Below are 18,700 nucleotides of genomic sequence, written 5' to 3' on the forward strand. Positions count from 1 at the left end.
CCGGGTACTCCGGGAGTCCCGCCGATCATGGCGATGTTCACCGCCCTGATATCCAATGCCGCACTGTTGCTGGCGATGGTATTGATCCTCGACCTTGCTCGCGACGACGCGGACGGCACAGCACGCCGTCTCCCCGCGCCGCTGGCCGGCGCCATCCTCGGCGTGATCGCGATCGGCGCAATGCTCGCGGCCTACAGAGCCGGCCCCGGGCTGATCTTCGACACGCGCTCGGTGCTTTTTGGCGCCTCCGGGCTGTTCTTCGGCCCCGTGCCGACTCTGATCGCCACGGTCATCGCGGCCGCCTACCGGCTGAGCCTCGGCGGTCCCGGCGCGATCGTCGGTGTCGCGTCGATCATCGTCTCGGGCGCGATCGGCATCCTATGGAGCAAACTGCGGCGCGGTCCGCTGGCCAACATCGGCTGGCGCGAGCTTCTCGCCCTCGGCCTGACGATCCATGTCGTGCTGCTCGGAATGTTCGCCGTCATGCTCCCGAGCTCGACCATGACCGTCGCCGGCGTGGCGCTTCCCTTCCTGACCCTCTATCCCCTGGCCACCGTCGCCATCGGCATGCTGATCGCCAACCGCCTCGGCCACGAGCGTACCCGCGCGGCGCTGACCGCCAGCGAGCACCGCTACCGCGCGCTGTTCGACAGCTCGATCACGCCGCTGGTCGTGATGAACCCGGCCGATGGCCGCTTCATCGACTGCAACCCGGCGGCAATCACCGCCTACCGGCTGCCGGACCGCGACGCCGTGCTCGGCCTCACGCCGCTCGACGTGTCCGCTCCGCAACAGCCCGACGGCGAGGATTCGGCGACCGCCGCGACCCGCCACATCGCAGACTGCGTTCGCAACGGCCTGGCGATCTTCGATTGGCGCCACCGGCGCCCCGACGGCGAAATCTGGGACGCCGAAGTGCGCCTGATGAAATTCCGTCAGGAGGAGCGCGACCTGGTGCAGTTCAGCCTCACCGACATCACCGAGTTGCGGCGCGGCGAGGAGGCACGCCGTACGCTCATGCAGGCCATCGAGCAGGCGCCGGCATCGATCGTCATCACCGATATGGACGCCAACATCGAGTACGTCAATCCCGCCTTCAGCCGCGTCACCGGCTACGACCTGGACGAAGTACGGGGAAAAAATCCGCGCATCCTGCAATCGGGCCAGACACCGCCCGAACGCCATGTCGAATTGTGGAACACCATTACCTCGGGCCAGACCTGGTCCGGCGTGCTGCACAACAAGCGCAAGGACGGCAGCTTCTACTGGGAGCAGGCCTATATCGGTCCGGTCTGCGACGAGCGCGGCCGCATCAGCCACTTCGTCGCGGTCAAGGAGAACATCACCGAGCGGATGCTGGCCGAGGAGGAACTGGTGCGCGCCCGTGACGCGGCCGAAGGCGCGACGCGCGCCAAGTCCGCCTTCCTCGCCACCATGTCGCACGAGATCCGCACGCCGCTCACCGGCGTGCTCGGCATGGCGCAGCTTCTGCTGCAGGACGAAGTCAGCGAAAGCGAGCGGCGAGACTATGCCCGCACCATCCTCAACTGCGGCAATAGCCTGCTGACCCTGCTCAACGACATCCTCGACCTGTCGAAGGTCGAGTCCGGGCGGATCGAGCTGGCTGCCGCGCCCTACGCGCCGGGGCAGTTGCTCGAAGAGGTCGCCGACCTCTTCGGCCAGGCCGCCGAGAACAAGGGCGTCGCGCTCGTCGTGGACGCGGTCGATGCCGGCGACACCGACCGGCGTTATGTCGGCGACCCGACGCGCCTGCGGCAGATGCTTTCCAACTATGTCAGCAACGCCATCAAGTTCTCGTCGGCCGGCGCGGTGCATCTCGCCGTCCGGCGCATCGCGCACCCGGACGGCGACGTCCTGCGCTTCTCGGTGCGCGACGAGGGCATCGGCATCCCCCCCGAGCAGCAGGAACTGCTGTTCCGGCCCTTCGTCCAGCTCGACAGTTCCAGCGCGCGCGCCTACGGCGGCAGCGGCCTGGGCCTGTCCATCGTGCGCAGCGTCGCCGAGGTGATGGATGGTTCCGCCGGCTGCGACAGCGTGCCCGGCGCGGGCTCGACCTTCTGGTTCGAAGTACCGGCGCAGACGCTCGCCGCCGGCGTGGAGGCCCGCGCCGCGCCGCGTGGGCCTGCGGACGCGGGGCTCGCCGCAGGCTGGCGCCCCCGGCGGATTCTTCTGGCCGAGGACAATGCCGTCAACCGCAAGGTGGTCGAACTGATGCTGCGCAAGCAGGGCATCGAGGTCATCAGCGCCGAGGACGGCGCCGCCGCGCTGGCGAAGCTGCAGAGCGATGCCGCGCCGCCGGATCTCGTGCTGATGGACTGCCAGATGCCCGTGCTCGACGGCTTCGAGACCACCCGCCGCATCCGCGCCTGGCAGGCGGCGGAGGGCCGCGCCTACCTGCCCATCATCGCGCTGACCGCGAACGCCTTCGAGGAGGACCGGCAGCGCTGCCTCGACGCCGGCATGGACGACTTCATCACCAAGCCACTGAACCTTCCGCGCCTGCTGGCCGCGTTCGACAGCCTGCACCGCACGGCGCCCGGGGCTGCGCAAGCAGCCCGCCCCCTGTATGATCGTCGCCCCGACCGAGGAGAACCGGAAAAATGAATATCGAAAACCTGTCCAAGGAACAGCGCATCCTGCGCGTGCTGCGCAAGGTGCTGGCCAACATCGTCAAGGACGCGACGCCGGCGCCGGGCGAAGCGTCTCCGCTCAGCGAGAGCACCATCCACGACATCCGCGACCTGTTCGGCCTGATCTCCGAGCGCGAGAAGGAACTGGCCGAAGAGGCCGGGATGAACCGCAACGAGAAGCCCTACTACACCGACGAGCCGCCCAACAGCCGCGTCGTGCAGCTGCACCGTCCGCCCAAGGACAAGAAGCCGAACTAGCCCGGCAGCCGGATTCCCGGCGGCATTTCCAGCCCGAAGCTCTCCTGCAGCACGCGCGCCAGTTCGGCACCGTCGGCCAGCGTGCGCGTCGTGACGACATCGCCGCGATCCTCGATCAGCTCTCGGTCGCGCAGGATCAACCGCCGCTGCGGCGTCGGCAGCTGCACCGTCAGCATCCGCACGAAGGGCGAGTCGGGGTGGGTCGAGACGTAGTGGTTGGCGATCGCGTAATCGACGGTGTGTTGCGGCTCCAGCGTGAAGGCGTAGAGGTCGCGCCAGGCGCCATCGCGCCGCGACTGCAGCACCCAGTTCGCCGTGGCGGCCTCCTCGATCACCCGGTAGCTCCACGCGAAATGCCCGACCTCCTCGCCCGCGCCGAAGGGAACAGGCAGCAGCAGGCCCTCGCCGCCGAAACCGACGTCGGCCAGCCAGCGCCCGCCCTCGGCTTCCACCAGCAGCAGCATGTGGGTGCGCGGCAGCACGGCGGTGGTGCGATGGCGCACGCGCGCCGCCAGCCGGGTGACGGCGAAGCCGAACGCGCGCAGCACGGCCGCGAACAGCAGGTTGTGCTCGAAACAATAGCCGCCGCGACGGGCGCCCACCAGCTTGGCCTCGATGCCGACCAGGTCGAGCGCGATCGGGCGGCCCAGCAGGACATCGAGGTTCTCAAAGGGGATGTGCGTCGCATGCGCGAGGTGCAGCGCCTCGAGCGCCCGGCGCGTCGGCGCGATGTCCCCGGCATAGCCGGTGCGGCGCAGGTAGGCGGATAGATCCGTAAGGGTCGGTTCCATGGCGTCGGCCACGAGTATAGCGGGGGCCAACGGGGCCCGGCCCGCCATGCAATTTTGGAATAACGGCTAGCGACGATATCGCATTGATGCCTCATCGGTCGCCGCGTAAGCTCGCTTCGTTTCCGGATTGAGCAAGGGCGAGGCATGGAAGTCTCCTTCAGCAAAGAGGTGCAGCAGTTGCGCCAGGGTGCCGGAGAGACCTTCCACGGCGAGGGGATACTCGCGATCACCAAGGCGCTGCTGCAGTCGGGCGTCGCCTACGTCGGCGGCTACCAGGGCGCGCCGGTGTCGCACCTGCTCGACGTCATGGTCCAGGCCGGGGACACCATGGCCGAGCTCGGCGTGCATGTCGAGGCCTGTTCCAACGAGGCCTCGGCGGCGGCGATGCTCGGCGCCTCGATCCACTACCCCCTGCGCGGTGCCGTCACCTGGAAGTCGGTGGTCGGCACCAACGTCGCCGCCGACGCGCTGTCCAATCTCGCCTCGCCGGGCGTCACCGGTGGCGCGCTGATCGTCGTCGGCGAGGATTACGGCGAAGGCGCCAGCGTCATCCAGGAACGCACCCACGCCTTCGCCATGAAGTCCTCGCTGCTGCTGCTCGACCCGCGGCCGCAGCTGCCGAACATGGTGCGCATGGTCGAGCAGGGCTTCGCGCTGTCCGAGGCCTGCAACACGCCGGCCATCCTGCAGCTGCGCGTGCGCGCCTGCCACGTGCGCGGCAGCTTCGAGTGCCGGGACAATGTCTCGCCGGCCGTGTCGCGCAAGGCGCTGATGGATGATCCGGCGCGCTTCGACTATGAAAAGCTGGCGCATCCGCCCGCAACCTTCCGCCAGGAAAAACTCAAATTCGAACAGCGCCTGCCGGCGGCACGGCGCTTCATCGTCGAGCACGCGCTGAACGAAATCTTCCCGGGCAGGCGCGACGACGTCGGCCTCATCGTCCAGGGCGGCCTGCACAACACGCTGGTGCGCGCACTGCAGCAGTTCGGCCTGGCCGATGCCTTCGGCGATGCAGAATTTCCGATCCTCGCGCTCAATGTCAGCTACCCGCTGGTGCCCGAGCAGATTCGCGACTTCTGTGCCGGCAAGCGCGCCGTGCTGGTGGTCGAGGAAGGCCAGCCCGAGTTCATCGAGCAGGAGATCGCGACGGCGCTGCGGCGCCTCGACCAAGGCAACACCGGCACCGCGATCCACGGCAAGGACCTGCTGCAGATGGCCGGCGAGTACACCGTCGAGGTCATCGCCCAGGGTCTGCTCCGGTTCCTCGCCCGCCATGCCGCAAACGTATCGGTCGCCGGTGCGCAGGACTGGCTCGCCGCCAATGCCGCGCGGCGGAAGAATGTGGCCAGCCAGCTCGCCGCGCCGCTGCCGCCGCGCCCGCCGCAGTTCTGCACCGGCTGCCCCGAGCGGCCGGTGTTCTCGGCGCTGAAGCTCGCCCAGCAGAACGTCGGCCCCGTGCATATCGCGGCCGACATCGGCTGCCACGCCTTTGCCACCTTCGAGCCCTTCGGCTTCGGCCACACCATCCTCGGCTACGGCATGAGCCTGGCCAGCCGCGCCGGCGTCTCGCCCATGCTGAAGCGGCGCGCGCTGGCGGTGATGGGCGACGGCGGCTTCTGGCACAACGGCCTGCTGACCGGGGTCGAGTCGGCACTGTTCAACGACGACGACGCCGTGCTGCTGATCATGAAGAACGGCTACACATCGGCCACCGGCACCCAGGACATCATTTCCACACCGGACGAGGAGGAAAAGGCGGGCGCGCCGGACAAGCGCCTGAGCCTGGTCGATCGCAACCAGACCATCGAAAGGACGCTTGCCGGCATCGGCGTCGCGTGGCTGCGCACCGTGCCGAGCTACGAAGTGAATGCCATGCGGCGCACGCTGGAGGAAGCCTTCACCACAGACTACGCGGGTCTCAAGGTGATCATCGCCGAGGGCGAATGCCAGCTCGAGCGGCAGCGCCGCGTCAAGCCCTGGCTTGCCGGCCTGCTCAAGGCCGGCAAGCGTGTGGTGCGGGTCAGGTACGGCGTCGACGGAGATGTCTGCTCGGGCGACCATTCCTGCATCCGCCTCTCCGGCTGCCCGACGCTGACGCTCGCGGACAGCGGCGACCCGCTCAAGGTCGATCCCGTCGCCACGGTCATCGACGGCTGCGTCGGTTGCGGCCTCTGCGGCGAGAACGCGCATGCCGCGACGCTGTGCCCCTCCTTCTACCGGGCCGAAATCGTGACGAACCCGGGCGTCGGCGAACGTGCGCTCGACGCATTGCGGCGCGGCGTGATCGGCCTGTTCCAGAAGCCATGAATGCCAGGCAACCCGTCACCCTCCTGATAGCGGCGCTCGGCGGCGAAGGCGGCGGCGTGCTGGCCGAGTGGCTGGTCGATCTCGCCACGCGCGCGGGCCACCCGGCGCAGGCCACGTCGATCCCCGGCGTCGCCCAGCGCACGGGGGCCACCACCTATTACGTCGAGATCCATCCGCAATCCTTCGCCGAACTCGGCGGCCGCACGCCGGTGCTGAGCCTCGCGCCCGTTCCGGGCTGCGTGGACCTCATGGTGGCCTCGGAGCTGCTCGAGGCGGTGCGCGCGATCCAGAGCGGCTTCGTCTCGACCGAGCGCACGCGGCTGCTGACCTCGACCCATCGCACGCTGACCACCTTCGAGAAGATGGCGCTCGGCGACGGCCGCTTCGACGATGAACGGCTCCTCGAGGTCGCCGCCGCCAACTGCCGCCAGCTCGCGGCCTTCGACGTCGATGCCACGGCGCGCGAGGCCGGCACCGCGCCGAGCGCGGTGTTGTTAGGCGCCATCGCCGCCAGCAGCGTGCTGCCTTTCGAGCGCGCCGCCTTCGAGGCGGTGATCCGCGCCTCGGGCCGTGGCGTCGAGGCGAGCCTCAGGGGCTTCGCGCTGGCCTTCGAGCGTTGCGCAGCGGCGCTCGGCGCCCCGCCAGCACCTGGATTCCCGGCGGAGCCGGACCTCGTCGAAATCGGCTACGCGCGCGTCGTCGAATTCCAGGACGCCGCCTACGGCGAACTCTATCGGCAGCGCGTCGAGCGGCTGCGCGCGGCAGAACGACAATGCGATCCGCAGGGACGGCATGGCGGCGCGCTGGTGCGCGAAGGCGCGCGCTTCCTCGCGTTGTGGATGGCCTTCGACGACGTCATCCGCGTCGCCGACCTCAAGAGCCGCGCGGCGCGCTTCGCGCGCGTGCGTGCCGATGCCGGCGCCCGGCCCGGCGACCTGCTGCGCATCGCCGACCACCTGAAGCCCGGCCTCGCCGAACTGGCCGGCCTGCTGCCGCCGGCCATAGCGAACCACCTGCTCACCCTGGAAACTCGGCGCCAGCGGGACGGCAAGGCGCCTCTGGCCATTCCGTTGAAGCTGCGTGCCGACGGTCTTGCCGGCTTTTTCGGCTTGCGCCTGCTCGCCGCCCTGCGGCCGCTGCGCCGCCTCGGCCGCAGATACGCCGCGGAGCAGGCACTGATCGAGCGATGGCTCGCCACCGTCGAAAGCGCCGCTGCGCGCGACTGGCAGGCCGCCTTGGAACTCGCACTGTGCGCACGGCTGATCAAGGGCTACGGCGCGACCAACGAGCGTGCCAGGAACAACCTGCGCCACATCCTCGAGCACCTGGCCGCGGCCAAGCCGGAGACGATCCGCGCGGCGCGCGATGCCGCGCTCGCCGACGAAGGCGGTGTCGCATTCGACAAGGCATTGACCGCGGCCGGTGCGCCGCCGCGACCCGTTCCTCCCATTCCCGTTCGCTGGCACGCCCGGAGATCCGCATGACACGCAGCCACACCATCCACTACCGCATCGCCTTCTCGGACTGCGACCCGGCGCAGATCGTCCATTTCGCCAACTACTTCAGGTGGTTCGACACCGCCAGCCGCGAGTTCTTCACGGCCTGCGGCGTGCCGGGCTGGCGCGATACCGAGCGGAAAAGCGGCATCATCGGCACCCCGGTGGTCGACGTGCAGGCCAGGTTCCTCGCCTCGGCCACCTACGGCGAGGACATCGAGATCGAGTCCACGGTGGAACGCTGGGGCAACAAGAGCTTCGTCATGCGCCACGTCGCGCGGCGCGGCGACACCGCCCTGGTCGAGGGCCGCGAGGTGCGCGTCTTCGCCGTCCGCGATCCGGCCGACCCGCTGCGCATCAAGGCCGTGCCGATACCCGAGGACATCAGGGCCGCCTGCTCCTGACCGCGGCGCCGGGCCTTCGCCCCTTGCCCATCGCGACCGGGGCGATTTCATCCCAGGTCGGGCGCTGTCCGATGCGTGTGGCGAGGAAATCGACCAGCGCGCGCACGCGGTGCGGCACGTAGCGGTTGCCGGGGAAAACGGCATGGATGCCCAGTTCCGGCAGCGGGAATTCCGGCAGCAGGATCTCCAGCCAGCCCGCGCGCACCGCCTGCTCGACGATGAAGGTCGGCGCGCGGGTGATGCCCAGCCCGCGCACCGCGGCGTCGAGCAGGGCATCGCCGTTGTTGGCTTCGAGCCTGCCGCCCACCGGGAATGACTGCACCTCGCCGTCGATGACGAAGGACCAGCTCGAGCGCGGCGCCAGCAGGTAGCCGAAGCACTCGTGGCCGGCGAGTTCGCGCGGATGTCGTGGCCGGCCGCGACGGCGCAGGTAGTCGGGCGCGGCGGCGATGACGCCGCGGCTGCCGCCGATCTTGCGCGCGACGTCGCCGGGGTCGAGGCGCCCCGAAACACGGATCGCCAGGTCGTAGCCGCCCTCGATCAGGTTGGCACGGCGGTCGTTGAAATCCAGCTCGAGCGCAACCTGCGGATTGGCCTCCATGAAGTCGCAGAACAACGGCATCAGCTGGCGGATGCCGAAGGAGAACGGCAGCGTCAGGCGGATGTGGCCGCGCGGCGCCTGGCCCTCGTCGGTCAGGCCGCCTTCGGCCGCCTCGACCAGATTGAGAATCTCGCGGCACTGCTCGAGATAGGTTGCGCCGGCCGAGGTCAGGGAGAGGCGTCGCGTGCTGCGCGCGATCAGCTTGGTGCCGAGGTGTGCCTCCAGTCCCGCCACCTGCCGCGTTACCACCGAGCGCGCGACGTCGAGCTGCTGCGCGACGGCCGAGAAGCTGCCCATCTCGGCGACGCGCACGAAAATCCGCATGGCATCAAGTCGGTCCATCGCCTGCCCTCCCTATATTGTTGCCTATATTGCAACAATATATTCCAGATTGTCTCCTAGATGAGACTCCTGCGTCTGCGTACAGTTCGGTCATCCGGTCGGCACGACCTTCTGCGAGCACCGCCATGAACCAGCCTGCTTCCTCATACACCCGCACCGCCATCCTGCTGCACTGGCTGGTGGCGATCGCGCTCGTCGGGGCATTCTCGGTCGGCCTCTACATGCACGAACTGCCGCTGAGCCCGTGGAAGCTGAAGATCTACTCCTGGCACAAGTGGGCCGGCGTCACCATCTTCCTGCTGGTTCTGGCGCGCCTGGCCTGGCGCGCGACACACCGGCCGCCCGCCGCGCCGGCCGGCATGCCGGCCTGGCAGGACAAGGCGGCCCAGGCCGTGCATCTCCTGCTCTATGCCCTGATGGTCGCGATTCCGCTCTCGGGCTGGCTGATGAGTTCCGCCAAGGGCTTCCAGACGGTTTACTTCGGCGTGCTGCCCCTGCCCGACCTGCTGCAGAAGGACGCGGCGCTCGGCGAGACGCTGCAGCGCATCCACATGCTGCTCAACTTCACCATGGCCGCGCTGGTCGCCGGCCACGCCGGTGCCGCCGTCAAGCACCATCTGATCGACCGCGACGACGTGCTGTCGCGCATGCTGCCATTCCTCAGGAAGCCCTGAGCCACCACCCGGAGAACCGCCATGAACAAACTGCACCAATTGTTCGGCCTTGCCGCTGCCGCCGCCATCGCGGCGCCGGCCGCCCACGCAGCCGAATTCAACCAGGTCGCTCCCGAGAAGAGCGCCGTCGCCTTCGTCTTCAAGCAGATGAACGTGCCCATCGACGGCAGCTTCAAGCGCTTCAAGGGAACCCTGAGCTTCGACCCCGCCAGGCCCGCCGCGGGCAAGGCGGAGATCGAGATCGACCTCGCCAGCCTCGACGCCGGGTCGAGCGAGGCCAACGAGGAGGCCGCCGGCAAGCTCTGGTTCAACACCAAGTCCTTCCCGACTGCCCGCTTCGTCTCGACATCGGTCAAGGCGCTCGGCGGCAACCGCTACGAGGTGGCCGGAAAGATGACCATCAAGGGCAAGGCCCTCGACGCCGTCATGCCCGCGACCTTCCGCCAGGACGGCGCCAACGGCGTGTTCGAGGGCAGCTTCATCCTCAAGCGCGCCGACTACGCGATCGGCGAAGGCATGTGGGCCGATTTCGGCACCGTCGCCAACGAAGTGCAAGTCAAGTTCCGGCTGGTCGCCACCGCGGCCGCCAGAAAGTAGTTCCCCGCCGTACCCCCACCCCGACAGACCAGGAGGCCTCCATGAAAAAACTGATCCTCGCCCTTTCCCTTTCCTCCCTCGCCGCCGCCGCAGCCGCCGCGCCCGAGACCTATGCCATCGACGTCTCGCACACGGCGCCGCGCTTCGAGTACAGCCACCTCGGCTACTCGATGCAGATGCACCGTTTCGACAAGACCAGCGGCCAGATCGTCATGGACCGCGCGGCGAAGACCGGCTCGGTGGACGTGACTATCGACGCCAGGTCGGTCAACACCGGTTTCGCGCTGTTCAACGAGCACATCCAAGGCGACGACTATTTCGCCACCGCCAAGTATCCGACCATCACCTTCAAGTCGACGGTCGTGCGTTTCGACGGTGACAGGCCCGCCGCCATCGACGGCGACCTGACGATCAAGGGCGTGACGAAGCCGGTGACGCTGACGGTGACCTCCTTCCAGGCCATGCCGCACCCGATGCTCAAGAAGGACGCCATCGGCGCCAACGCGGTGACGAAGATCAAGCGCTCCGACTTCAACATGGGAAAGAACGCGCCCTACGTCTCCGACGAAGTCACGCTGAGCATCGCCGTCGAAGCCGTCAGGCAGTAAGGAAACGCGCCATGGCCGCCCGCATGCCCGTGATCTTTGTCTCGCACGGCTCCCCCGATGCGCTGCTGCACGCGCACGACGCGGTGGCATGCTGGGGCGAGATCGGCCGCTCGCTGCCCGAGCCCGCGGCGATACTCGCCGTCTCGGCCCACTGGGAAGCGCGCACGCCGACGGCGAGCCTGGCGGGCGCGCCGGCGACCATCCACGACTTCTACGGCTTCCCGCCGGCCCTCTACCGCATGCGCTATCCGGCACCCGGCGCGCCCGCGCTGGCCGAGCGCGCCGTCGCGCTCCTCGCCGGTGCCGGCATCGCGGCCGGCCTGCATCCCGACCGCGGGCTCGATCACGGCGCCTGGGTGCCGCTGTCGGCGATGTTTCCCGAGGCCGACGTGCCGGTGACGCAGCTGTCGCTGCACCACGACGGCGGGCCCGCGGCGCACCTCGCCGTCGGCCGCGCGCTGGCGCCTCTTCGCGACGAACGCGTGCTCATCGTCGCCTCCGGCGCGATCACCCACAACTTCGACTGGATCGACCGCGCGGCCAGGCCGGACGCCGCACCGCGGCCCGAGGCCGTACGCTTCGCCGACTGGGTCGGGGAACGCCTGGCCACGCACGACTCGGCCGCGCTGCTCGACTACCGCGCGGCGCCCCACGGTGCCGCTTCGCATCCGAGCGAGGAGCATTTCCTGCCGCTATTCGCAGCCGTCGGCGCGGCGGGCAACGACGTGCCGCGCCGTCTTCGGCCGAACTTCGCCTATCGCGGACTGGCGATGGATGCCTACGTCTGGGTTGCCGCATAGCAGGCGGCCGTGGCCTGTCAGGGGTCGCCAGTGCCGAATATTCCGATGAAATCCGCCGCGGATTCCACCCGAACGTTGGCCAACATTTCCGAACAATAGTCGGTTAGATGTCGCGCCGCGTAGTCGCCGCAAGGCTACGCATTCTCGATGGTCGCCTCGATGCGTCCTTCCCGGATGGCGTTGACGAAATCCCGGTAGTCCCGCTTGTTCTGGTCGGCATACTCGACGGCGAACTCGCAGATCGCCTCGTCGAAGATCGGATTCGAGCCCATGTAGCCGGCCATCAGCGCCGCATCGCCGGAGCGTGCATGGGCCCGGGCCAGCGCCCGGGCGCACTGCCTGCCGTAGCCCTGCAACAGTTCGACGTCCCAACCTTCGATGACCGCGCTGATCTTGACATCGCGCAGTTGCCGAATATAGAAATGGCGGCCGTTCCTTCCCTCCGTCCAGCCGAGGAACATGTCGCTCGCCGACTGCATCAGACGCTGTCCGGCGACGACGCGCTGGCCATGGTTCTTGTGCAGGCTGCGGCCGGCATAGGGCTCGAGCACCGAAGCCCGCGCTTCCTTTATCTGCAGGAAGAGCGGGTCGTTGTCGGCCGCCATGAACAGCCCGACGAGGCACAGGGTGCCGACGCTGCCCACCCCGACGACCTTGACCGCCAGATCGCAGAAGTGGAAGCGGTCGAACAGCACCCGGATATGCTCGGGCAGCGACTCGCGATAGGCGGCCAACGCCTCGCTGTACTGGGAGGCGGCCCCGGGGGCATCTTCCGCCGACGGATGGAAGATCAGCGGCGGGTTGTCCTTGATCCTCGGCGTGGCCCCGTCGTATTCGGCGAGCTTCGGAAAAATCGCTTCGGAAGCGCTGCTCTCGCGGGCCTTCTGCAGGCGCTTGGCGGCAACCGTCCGGCCTTTCTCGCTGGGAAATGCGGCAAGCACCTGTTCGGCGGTGATCCGGTCGTACCAGACGTCGAGGGCGCGCATCGAGGAGTAGTCGGCCATGTGCTCGCGGTAGGCCCGTGCCGTCGCCGTCGCAACCCGTGCCGCCTCGGTTTCGCTGAGTTCCAGGTGACGTGCGGCGATGACCAGGCTTGCGGTGAGGCGCTTGAGATCCCACTCCCAGGGCGCGGGCAGCGTCTCGTCGAGGTCGTTGATGTCGAAGATCACCTGGCGCTCCGGCGTGGCGAAGCCCCCGAAGTTCATCAGATGGGCGTCGCCGCAGGCCTGCACCCTGAGCCCGGAACTCGGCGTGCCCGCCAGGTCGGCCGCCATGATCGCAGCGGCGCCGCGATAGAAGGCGAACGGCGACTGCGACATTCGCCCGAAACGAATCGGCACCAGATCGGGCAGCCGTCCCTTGTTCGATTCGGTGAGGATTTCAACCGGATCGCGCCGCTTCCTGGGCGGCTTCCAGCCACCCTGCGTTTCGCGCGGCACGGCATCGCGCAAGGCCTTGCCCTGTGCGCGGCGCTCGTCGGCGGATAGCACCTTGGCTTCCCGGGGCCGGGGCACGTTATTCTTTTTCTGCGGGGCCATTTCATCTCCCTTTCCAGCGTATTCGCGTCATGATGACTCTGATCGGACACATCGCCTGCGGGCGGCTCGACGCCGCACCCGAGCAAAAGTCTAGGCCCGCCGTATGAAGCCATCTCTGATCTGCGTCAAACGCGGCACCCAGATGTTCGACTGATGAGCCTTGGCACGCAGGCACCCAGGCACCTCGACGTGAAGCGATCCGGGTTTGCGTCATCGCCCGCGCGATAGCTCGGCGACCAGGGCTTGCACCCGCGGATCGTCCGGCAGGGCCTCGGCCAGTTGGCGTGCATGGCCGAGTGCCGCGCGCGCATCCCCCGTCTCGCGTTCCATTGATATCAGTGTGCCGAGAAGGGTGACATCGTAGGGGTGGCGGCGGTCGGCCTCGCGCAACGCCGCCAGCGCCTCGCCCGGGCGCCCGGCCGAATGGAGCGCGACGGCCCAGACGTAGGCATAGCGGGACCGCTCCGGGGCAAGCCGCGCCGCCTCGGCCAGCGATTTCAAGGCCGCGGCCTTGTCGCCCCTGCGCACCTGGGCCAGGCCCAGCGCATGCAGCAGGTCGGCCGAACGCGGCAGTTTGGCGAGTCCTTCACGCAAGGTCGCCTCGACTTCCTTCTCATGCCCCTGAGTGCGCCAGGCGTCGGCGAGATTGACCCAGGCGGACGCGAACAGCGGGTCGAGCTTCAGCGCCCGCCGGTACGCGGCCACCGCCTCGTCGAAGCGTCCCTGGCGCAGGTAGAGGTTGCCGAGGTTCGTGTTGGCGTTCGGCCAGTCGGCATCCTGGCGCTGCACCTCGATGTATTCGCCCAGGGCGCGGCGATAGGCCTCGCGTTGAGCCTCCGGCATCTGCGCTTCGGCTATGCCCGCCAGGACGCGCGCAGCCTCGATGCGCACGCCCCGTACCGGATCGCCCAGCAGCGGCCCGGCGGCCCGTACGCGGTTGGCGGGATCTGCCGGCTCGATCATCTCCAGCGCGGCGATGCGCACCTCGGGGTCGGCATCGTGCAGCAATTCACGCGCGGTCGTCAGCAGCGGCGCACGCATGTGCGGCACCAGCATCCGGGCGGCGGTCGCACGCACCAGCGGCGGCTGCGCGCCGCTCTGCGCGAGGGCTAGCAGGCCGGGCACCGCCATGGCGCCCTGCGTCATCCCGGCATGCAGCGCCGGGCCGATGCTCGGCCGCTGGCGCCAGCCTTTGCCGTACCAGCCGTCGAGCGCGACGGCCGCCCAAGCGGGCTTCTTGCCGGCATGGCACTGCGTGCAGGCATCGGGGCTGCCGAGTTCCCGCGCCAGGTCGGGGCGCGGCACGCGCAGGCTGTGGTCGTGCCGCGCATCGATCACCATGTAGTTCGTCGTCGGCATGTGGCAGGCCACGCACTGGGCGCCCGCCGTCTCCGCCTTGTGGAAATGGTGCTGTGGGCTGTCGAACGCGGCCGCATCGTGGCAGCGCGTGCAGAGCGCATTGCCTGCCGCCCGCGGCTTCGCGGTGTGTGGTTCGTGGCAGTCCATGCAGGTGACACCCTGCTGAAACATCCTGCTTTGCAGGTAGGAACCCCAGACGTAGACCTCTTCGCGCTGCTGGCCGTCGGCGTAGTAGCTCGGCGGGCTCAGCAGCGCCAGGCGATGGGTGTCGGCCAGCGGCGCGCCGGGCTGATCGCGTTCGGCGAGGGTGCCGCGGCGCGCATGGCACGCGGCGCAGGTGTTGTTGACCGCCGGGTCGGCCGGGCGATCACGCCGCGCGTAGCGCGCGCCGGGCTCCGGAAAGCGCCAGGCCTCGCGCCAGCGGCTGGCCGTGGGAAAGGCGAAGCCCTTGTCGTCGTCGGCCCGGTAGGGCTTGCCGGCGGTCTTCGCCCATTCGGCATGGCGCGATCCCGGGCCATGGCAAGCCTCGCAGGACACGTTCAGTTCGCGCCAGTTCGTGCGGTAGCTGTCGGTCGCCGCATCGTAGCCCTTGCGCAGTCCGGTCGAGTGGCATTCGGCGCATTGCAGGTTCCAGTTCTGGTAGCGCCCGGTCCAGTGCAGCGGATCCTTGTGGCCGATCCTTTCCCCGGCGAGGAGATGGAACCAGCGCTGTCCGCCCGCGGCGCTGGGCCGGCTGTCCCAGGCGATCGAAAGCGCCTGCAGCCGCCCGCCGGGAAACTCGACCAGATACTGCTGCAGCGGCGTCACGCCGAAGACGTACTTGATGGGGAAATCGGCCGGCTTGCCGTCGGCCCCATCGGTATTGACGTAGAAGGTGTCGCCACGCTTGAAAAAGCGCGAAACCACGCCGCGATGGCTGAACGTGGCGTTGCCGAAGTCGCCCAGCACGGTCGCCGCGGTCGGCTCCTGCATGGCCAGGTCGTGGTGCGATCCCCGCCAGGCCTGGGCCTCCTTGGCATGGCAGCCCGCGCACACCTGCCGGCCGACGTAGCTCGAACCCGCCGGCCTGGCGCCCTGCTCGGCGCCTACGGCCGTGCCCCACGCCAGCCACGACGCCAGCCACGACGCCAGCACGGCAGCGATTATCGGGAAGCCGGGGCGACGCATCGACGGCATCGTGCTCAGGCTCCGGTCATTGCCTTGCGGCGCGAGCGAGCCCTTTGAGCGGATTGCCCCGCTACTCTTTCTTCAGCCGTTTCATGCCTTCGATCATCGGGTGCCAGCCGAACACGAGCGACACCATGAAGCCGTCCATGCGCAGGTCGTCGGGCGCCTTGTCGTTGACGGTCGACTTGTAGCCGACGGTGAGGCTCACGTTGTCGTTGATCTGGTAGCCGAGCGTGAGTCCCACGCCGACGTTGTTGAGCCGTGGCCCCGAGACGCCATTGATGGTCGTACGACCGCCGCTGTACCAGGAGGCGTCGACCGCCCCCCATAGATGCTCGGCGAAGTTGCGCGTCAGGTGGGCGTCGAGCTGGTACATCGGATCGGTTTCCTTCGTCTGGCCGACAAAGTCGTTGTTCTTGCCGAAGAGCCATACGGCGGGAAGGAACTCCAGGGTGGTGCGTTGCTGCGGAATCCACGAGCCGAGTTGCCAGATCATGGGCATGCCCAGGCGTCCGTACCAGCGGTTCTGGCCGATATTCAGTTGCTTGCTGTTGTCGTACTCGCCGATCGGCAGCGCCAGGTCGGCGAGCAGGTCGATGGAGAATCCTGGCTCGTAGCGCAGGAGATCCGGGATGTTCTTCTGCGCCTTCGGGCCGAGGATGTTGATATCGAACTCGAGCATCGGGTCGCCGAAGCCGCTGGTCGACTCCTTGGCCGTCCTGCCCGCCACGGTGACGTCGCCCGAGATGCGGCCCATGGGCAGGATGACCGCCGCCATGGCCGAGCGATCGGCCAGGGTGAAGGTGTGTGCATACCCCCCCATGGCCAGTGTTGCGTCGAAGTTCGCTCCCGGCGTTACCGTATGCCCGGCATCGAACGGGTTCGTGTTGCCGCTGATCGAATTGACGATGAGCGGCACGGCGTTCCCGTCCGACAGCGTCTTCCAGTAGAAGCGCGCGGGCATCTGAGCCAGCGCCTGCTGCGGGCAGAGTACGGCCATGGCAAGCACCGCGACGGCGGCCCAGTGCGCCCGGTTGCTTGGGCTCTTCGTGGGGACTGCGTAGTTCATCATGGCTGCGCCTTTCTCGTGATTTGGTCGTCTGGACATCGTCCCGATCGCTCAAGGCTTGGGTTCGGCGAGCATTTCCTTCGGCGGCACGAACTGCCGCTGGTAGATCAGCGGCGGGAAGCCCGGATAGACCGTAACCCGTTGCGGCATGTCCTTTTCCAGGGTATCGAACGGCCCGCGGCTCGGCAGGATCACGTTGTTGGCCTTGACGTAGCTTTCCCAGGCCGCGAGCATGGCCTTCACCTTGTCGGGATGCTGTGCGGCGAGGTCCTTGCGCTCGGCGGGGTCCGCCGCGACGTTGAACAGTTCCCAGTCGCTCTTGCCGTACGGCTTGATCTGCCAGCGCAGCTTCCAGTCGCCCTGCCGCACCGCGCGGCTGCCGAAGACCTCCCAGGCGAGGTAGTCCTGCTCGGTCCGCACCGAGTCCGCCTTGCCGGCGAGCACCGGACCCCACGACTTGCCGATCAGCGGCGGCAGGTCAGGCTGGCTGGCCTTGGGATAGCTGGTGCCGGCGACTTCAAGCAGCGTCGGCATCAGATCGGCCACATGCATCAGCCCGTGGTTGATGCTGCCGGCGGGCCGCTTCACGTTTGGTCCGCTGACGATGAGCGCGTTGCGGATGCCGCCCTCGGCCAGCCAGCCCTTGAACTGGCTGAACGGCGTCATCGACACCTGGGCCCACATCGGGCCATAGCCGACCCAGGATTCCGGGTCGCCCCACGCATTGGGATGGGTCTGCGACCAGTTGATCGCCGCGAAGAGGTTGTCGCGCGAACCCGGGGTACCCGCGATCATCCCGAAAAGGTCGGAGCCCTCGGCGCCGTTGTCGCCGAACACGACGAAGATCGTATTCTCGTACTCGCCGATTTTCTTCAGGTGTTCGATGAGCCGGCCGACGTGGTGGTCCATGTTCTCCACCATGCCGGCGTAGAGTTCCATCTTCTTGCCGAGTATGTAGCGGCTTGCGGGGGCAAGCACGATCGGATCGGGCACAAACCACATGCGTTCAGCAAGCTCGGTGCCGGCCGGCATGATGCCCATCTCGACCTGCCGCTTCAGCCGCTCCTGGCGCACCGCGTCCCAGCCCTTGTCATATTCGCGGTCATGGCGATTGCGCCACTCCTTCGGCAGGTGGAAAGGCTCGTGCGGCGCCTGGTGGGCCACGTAGGCGAAGAAGGGCTTGCCGTCGCCGCGGTTGGCGTCGATGAAGCCGATCAGTTTGTCGGTGTAAGTCTTGGTCGCGTAGTAGTCCTCGGGCAGCTTGGTCAGGTAGCGGCCATCCTCGGTGTAGAGCGACTGCGGCACGGTGGCGGTGATGTTCATCATGTTCCAGTAGCTGCCGCCGCCGTCGAGCAGCGAGAAGTCGCGCTCGAAGCCGCGCGCCGCCGGGATCTGGTCAGGCGCCTTGCCCAGGTGCCACTTGCCGGCCATGTAGGTATGGTACCCGGCACCCTTGAGCAGCTGCGGCAGCGTTGCGACCCGGTGGTTGAGGTTGCCCTCGTAGCCGGGCACGCCCGCCTGATTGGGCGCGATCCACTCGTTCATGTTGCCCAGGCCGTTGAGGTGCGTGTCGACGCCGCTCAGCAGCATCGATCGCGTGGGCGAGCAACTGGCGTGGGTGTAGAAGTTCGTGAATCGGACGCCGTCCTTCGCCAGCGAGTCGAGGTTGGGCGTCTTGATCTCGCCGCCGAAGGAGCCCATGTCGGCGTAGCCGAGGTCGTCGCCGAGGATGATGACGATGTTCGGCCGGCGCGGTGCGTCTGCGGCCGAGACGATGGCGGGTGCGGCGAGCGCCGCAAACATTCCGGCGACGCCAAGCATGGTCAGCAGCCCGTGCCGCTTGCCCGATTTTCCTGCTGTGGCGCACGTCAAGCGCGCGAGCACGGTCTCCATTGCCCACTCCCTAAGCCATGAATTGGAAATAATACCCTGATTGGTCGCGCCATCGCCGCATGTCGACGGATCGTCATTGGGCCAGCCGCATCCGTTTGCCGGTTCAGCGTCGCGGGTGTCGCGCACGACTGATAGACTTCCCTCG

At 68.1% G+C, this 18,700-nt stretch carries 15 protein-coding genes; 9 read left to right on the forward strand and 6 right to left on the reverse strand.

Features of this window, described 5'->3' with window-relative positions; translation table 11 throughout:
- Nucleotides 1-27 precede the first annotated feature (27 nt).
- Nucleotides 28-2,625, forward strand: a complete 2,598-nt coding sequence (locus tag EJE94_RS12240; RefSeq protein WP_121241887.1) for a PAS domain S-box protein — start codon at nucleotides 28-30, stop codon at nucleotides 2,623-2,625.
- Nucleotides 2,622-2,909: a segregation and condensation protein A gene (locus EJE94_RS12245; RefSeq protein WP_121241889.1), complete on the forward strand. Its 288-nt coding sequence runs from the start codon at nucleotides 2,622-2,624 to the stop codon at nucleotides 2,907-2,909. Before EJE94_RS12240 ends, EJE94_RS12245 begins: the two co-directional genes overlap by 4 nt.
- Here EJE94_RS12245 and EJE94_RS12250 read toward each other — a convergent pair.
- Entirely contained in the window at nucleotides 2,906-3,700 is a 795-nt protein-coding gene (locus EJE94_RS12250; RefSeq protein WP_121242242.1) for an arylamine N-acetyltransferase family protein, read from the reverse strand. The two genes, EJE94_RS12245 and EJE94_RS12250, sit on opposite strands and share 4 nt — an antisense overlap.
- 144 nt (nucleotides 3,701-3,844) lie before the next feature.
- Here EJE94_RS12250 and EJE94_RS12255 point away from each other — a divergent pair, with 144 nt between their 5' ends.
- The 3 genes from EJE94_RS12255 to EJE94_RS12265 are packed head-to-tail and all read left to right on the forward strand — an operon-like array spanning nucleotide 3,845 to nucleotide 7,907.
- Nucleotides 3,845-6,007 carry a thiamine pyrophosphate-dependent enzyme gene (locus EJE94_RS12255; protein WP_121241891.1) on the forward strand — a complete coding sequence of 721 codons (2,163 nt, stop codon included), beginning with the start codon at nucleotides 3,845-3,847 and terminating at the stop codon, nucleotides 6,005-6,007.
- On the forward strand, nucleotides 6,004-7,491 hold the full coding sequence (locus tag EJE94_RS12260) for a DUF6537 domain-containing protein (protein ID WP_121241893.1): 1,488 nt from the start codon (nucleotides 6,004-6,006) through the stop codon (nucleotides 7,489-7,491). Before EJE94_RS12255 ends, EJE94_RS12260 begins: the two co-directional genes overlap by 4 nt.
- The gene (locus tag EJE94_RS12265) at nucleotides 7,488-7,907 is read left to right on the forward strand and encodes an acyl-CoA thioesterase (protein WP_121241895.1); all 420 of its coding nucleotides are present in this window, start codon (nucleotides 7,488-7,490) and stop codon (nucleotides 7,905-7,907) included. Before EJE94_RS12260 ends, EJE94_RS12265 begins: the two co-directional genes overlap by 4 nt.
- Here EJE94_RS12265 and EJE94_RS12270 read toward each other — a convergent pair.
- Nucleotides 7,888-8,850: a LysR family transcriptional regulator gene (locus EJE94_RS12270; RefSeq protein WP_121241897.1), complete on the reverse strand. Its 963-nt coding sequence runs from the start codon at nucleotides 8,848-8,850 to the stop codon at nucleotides 7,888-7,890. The two genes, EJE94_RS12265 and EJE94_RS12270, sit on opposite strands and share 20 nt — an antisense overlap.
- Nucleotides 8,851-8,975: 125 nt before the next feature.
- Between EJE94_RS12270 and EJE94_RS12275 the strand changes: the two genes are divergently transcribed.
- The 4 genes from EJE94_RS12275 to EJE94_RS12290 are packed head-to-tail and all read left to right on the forward strand — an operon-like array spanning nucleotide 8,976 to nucleotide 11,529.
- The gene (locus EJE94_RS12275) at nucleotides 8,976-9,524 is read left to right on the forward strand and encodes a cytochrome b (RefSeq protein ID WP_121241899.1); all 549 of its coding nucleotides are present in this window, start codon (nucleotides 8,976-8,978) and stop codon (nucleotides 9,522-9,524) included.
- Nucleotides 9,525-9,545: 21 nt separating this feature from the next.
- A complete protein-coding gene (locus EJE94_RS12280) occupies nucleotides 9,546-10,121 on the forward strand; it encodes a YceI family protein (RefSeq protein ID WP_121241901.1) in 576 nt (191 codons plus the stop codon).
- A 41-nt stretch (nucleotides 10,122-10,162) separates the two neighbouring features.
- On the forward strand, nucleotides 10,163-10,729 hold the full coding sequence (locus EJE94_RS12285; RefSeq protein WP_121241903.1) for a YceI family protein: 567 nt from the start codon (nucleotides 10,163-10,165) through the stop codon (nucleotides 10,727-10,729).
- 11 nt (nucleotides 10,730-10,740) lie between these two features.
- The gene (locus EJE94_RS12290) at nucleotides 10,741-11,529 is read left to right on the forward strand and encodes a DODA-type extradiol aromatic ring-opening family dioxygenase (protein ID WP_243642608.1); all 789 of its coding nucleotides are present in this window, start codon (nucleotides 10,741-10,743) and stop codon (nucleotides 11,527-11,529) included.
- A gap of 134 nt (nucleotides 11,530-11,663) precedes the next feature.
- Here EJE94_RS12290 and EJE94_RS12295 read toward each other — a convergent pair whose 3' ends face one another.
- The 4 genes from EJE94_RS12295 to EJE94_RS12310 all read right to left on the reverse strand — a co-directional run bounded on the left by EJE94_RS12295 (nucleotide 11,664) and on the right by EJE94_RS12310 (nucleotide 18,555).
- The gene (locus tag EJE94_RS12295; RefSeq protein ID WP_121241907.1) at nucleotides 11,664-13,067 is read right to left on the reverse strand and encodes a DUF2252 domain-containing protein; all 1,404 of its coding nucleotides are present in this window, start codon (nucleotides 13,065-13,067) and stop codon (nucleotides 11,664-11,666) included.
- Nucleotides 13,068-13,277: 210 nt separating this feature from the next.
- Nucleotides 13,278-15,602 (reverse strand): tetratricopeptide repeat protein, encoded by a 2,325-nt coding sequence (locus EJE94_RS12300; RefSeq protein WP_207855958.1) that lies wholly within the window; start codon nucleotides 15,600-15,602, stop codon nucleotides 13,278-13,280.
- Between the two features lie 61 nt (nucleotides 15,603-15,663).
- A complete protein-coding gene (locus tag EJE94_RS12305) occupies nucleotides 15,664-16,665 on the reverse strand; it encodes a transporter (protein ID WP_165904830.1) in 1,002 nt (333 codons plus the stop codon).
- A gap of 48 nt (nucleotides 16,666-16,713) precedes the next feature.
- A complete protein-coding gene (locus EJE94_RS12310) occupies nucleotides 16,714-18,555 on the reverse strand; it encodes an arylsulfatase (RefSeq protein ID WP_165904831.1) in 1,842 nt (613 codons plus the stop codon).
- Nucleotides 18,556-18,700: the final 145 nt, after the last annotated feature.

This window comes from Sulfurisoma sediminicola, assembly GCF_003865015.1.
GTDB classification, from domain to species: domain Bacteria; phylum Pseudomonadota; class Gammaproteobacteria; order Burkholderiales; family Rhodocyclaceae; genus Sulfurisoma; species Sulfurisoma sediminicola.

Bases quoted from the DNA above. Each gene is read 5' to 3' on its own strand.
- EJE94_RS12240 (WP_121241887.1), top strand. From the start codon at position 28: ATGGCGATGTTCACCGCCCTGATATCCAATGCCGCACTGTTGCTGGCG.
- EJE94_RS12245 (WP_121241889.1), top strand. From the start codon at position 2,622: ATGAATATCGAAAACCTGTCCAAGGAACAGCGCATCCTGCGCGTGCTG.
- EJE94_RS12250 (WP_121242242.1), bottom strand. From the start codon at position 3,700: ATGGAACCGACCCTTACGGATCTATCCGCCTACCTGCGCCGCACCGGC.
- EJE94_RS12255 (WP_121241891.1), top strand. From the start codon at position 3,845: ATGGAAGTCTCCTTCAGCAAAGAGGTGCAGCAGTTGCGCCAGGGTGCC.
- EJE94_RS12260 (WP_121241893.1), top strand. From the start codon at position 6,004: ATGAATGCCAGGCAACCCGTCACCCTCCTGATAGCGGCGCTCGGCGGC.
- EJE94_RS12265 (WP_121241895.1), top strand. From the start codon at position 7,488: ATGACACGCAGCCACACCATCCACTACCGCATCGCCTTCTCGGACTGC.
- EJE94_RS12270 (WP_121241897.1), bottom strand. From the start codon at position 8,850: ATGGACCGACTTGATGCCATGCGGATTTTCGTGCGCGTCGCCGAGATG.
- EJE94_RS12275 (WP_121241899.1), top strand. From the start codon at position 8,976: ATGAACCAGCCTGCTTCCTCATACACCCGCACCGCCATCCTGCTGCAC.
- EJE94_RS12280 (WP_121241901.1), top strand. From the start codon at position 9,546: ATGAACAAACTGCACCAATTGTTCGGCCTTGCCGCTGCCGCCGCCATC.
- EJE94_RS12285 (WP_121241903.1), top strand. From the start codon at position 10,163: ATGAAAAAACTGATCCTCGCCCTTTCCCTTTCCTCCCTCGCCGCCGCC.
- EJE94_RS12290 (WP_243642608.1), top strand. From the start codon at position 10,741: ATGGCCGCCCGCATGCCCGTGATCTTTGTCTCGCACGGCTCCCCCGAT.
- EJE94_RS12295 (WP_121241907.1), bottom strand. From the start codon at position 13,067: ATGGCCCCGCAGAAAAAGAATAACGTGCCCCGGCCCCGGGAAGCCAAG.
- EJE94_RS12300 (WP_207855958.1), bottom strand. From the start codon at position 15,602: ATGCCGTCGATGCGTCGCCCCGGCTTCCCGATAATCGCTGCCGTGCTG.
- EJE94_RS12305 (WP_165904830.1), bottom strand. From the start codon at position 16,665: ATGATGAACTACGCAGTCCCCACGAAGAGCCCAAGCAACCGGGCGCAC.
- EJE94_RS12310 (WP_165904831.1), bottom strand. From the start codon at position 18,555: ATGGAGACCGTGCTCGCGCGCTTGACGTGCGCCACAGCAGGAAAATCG.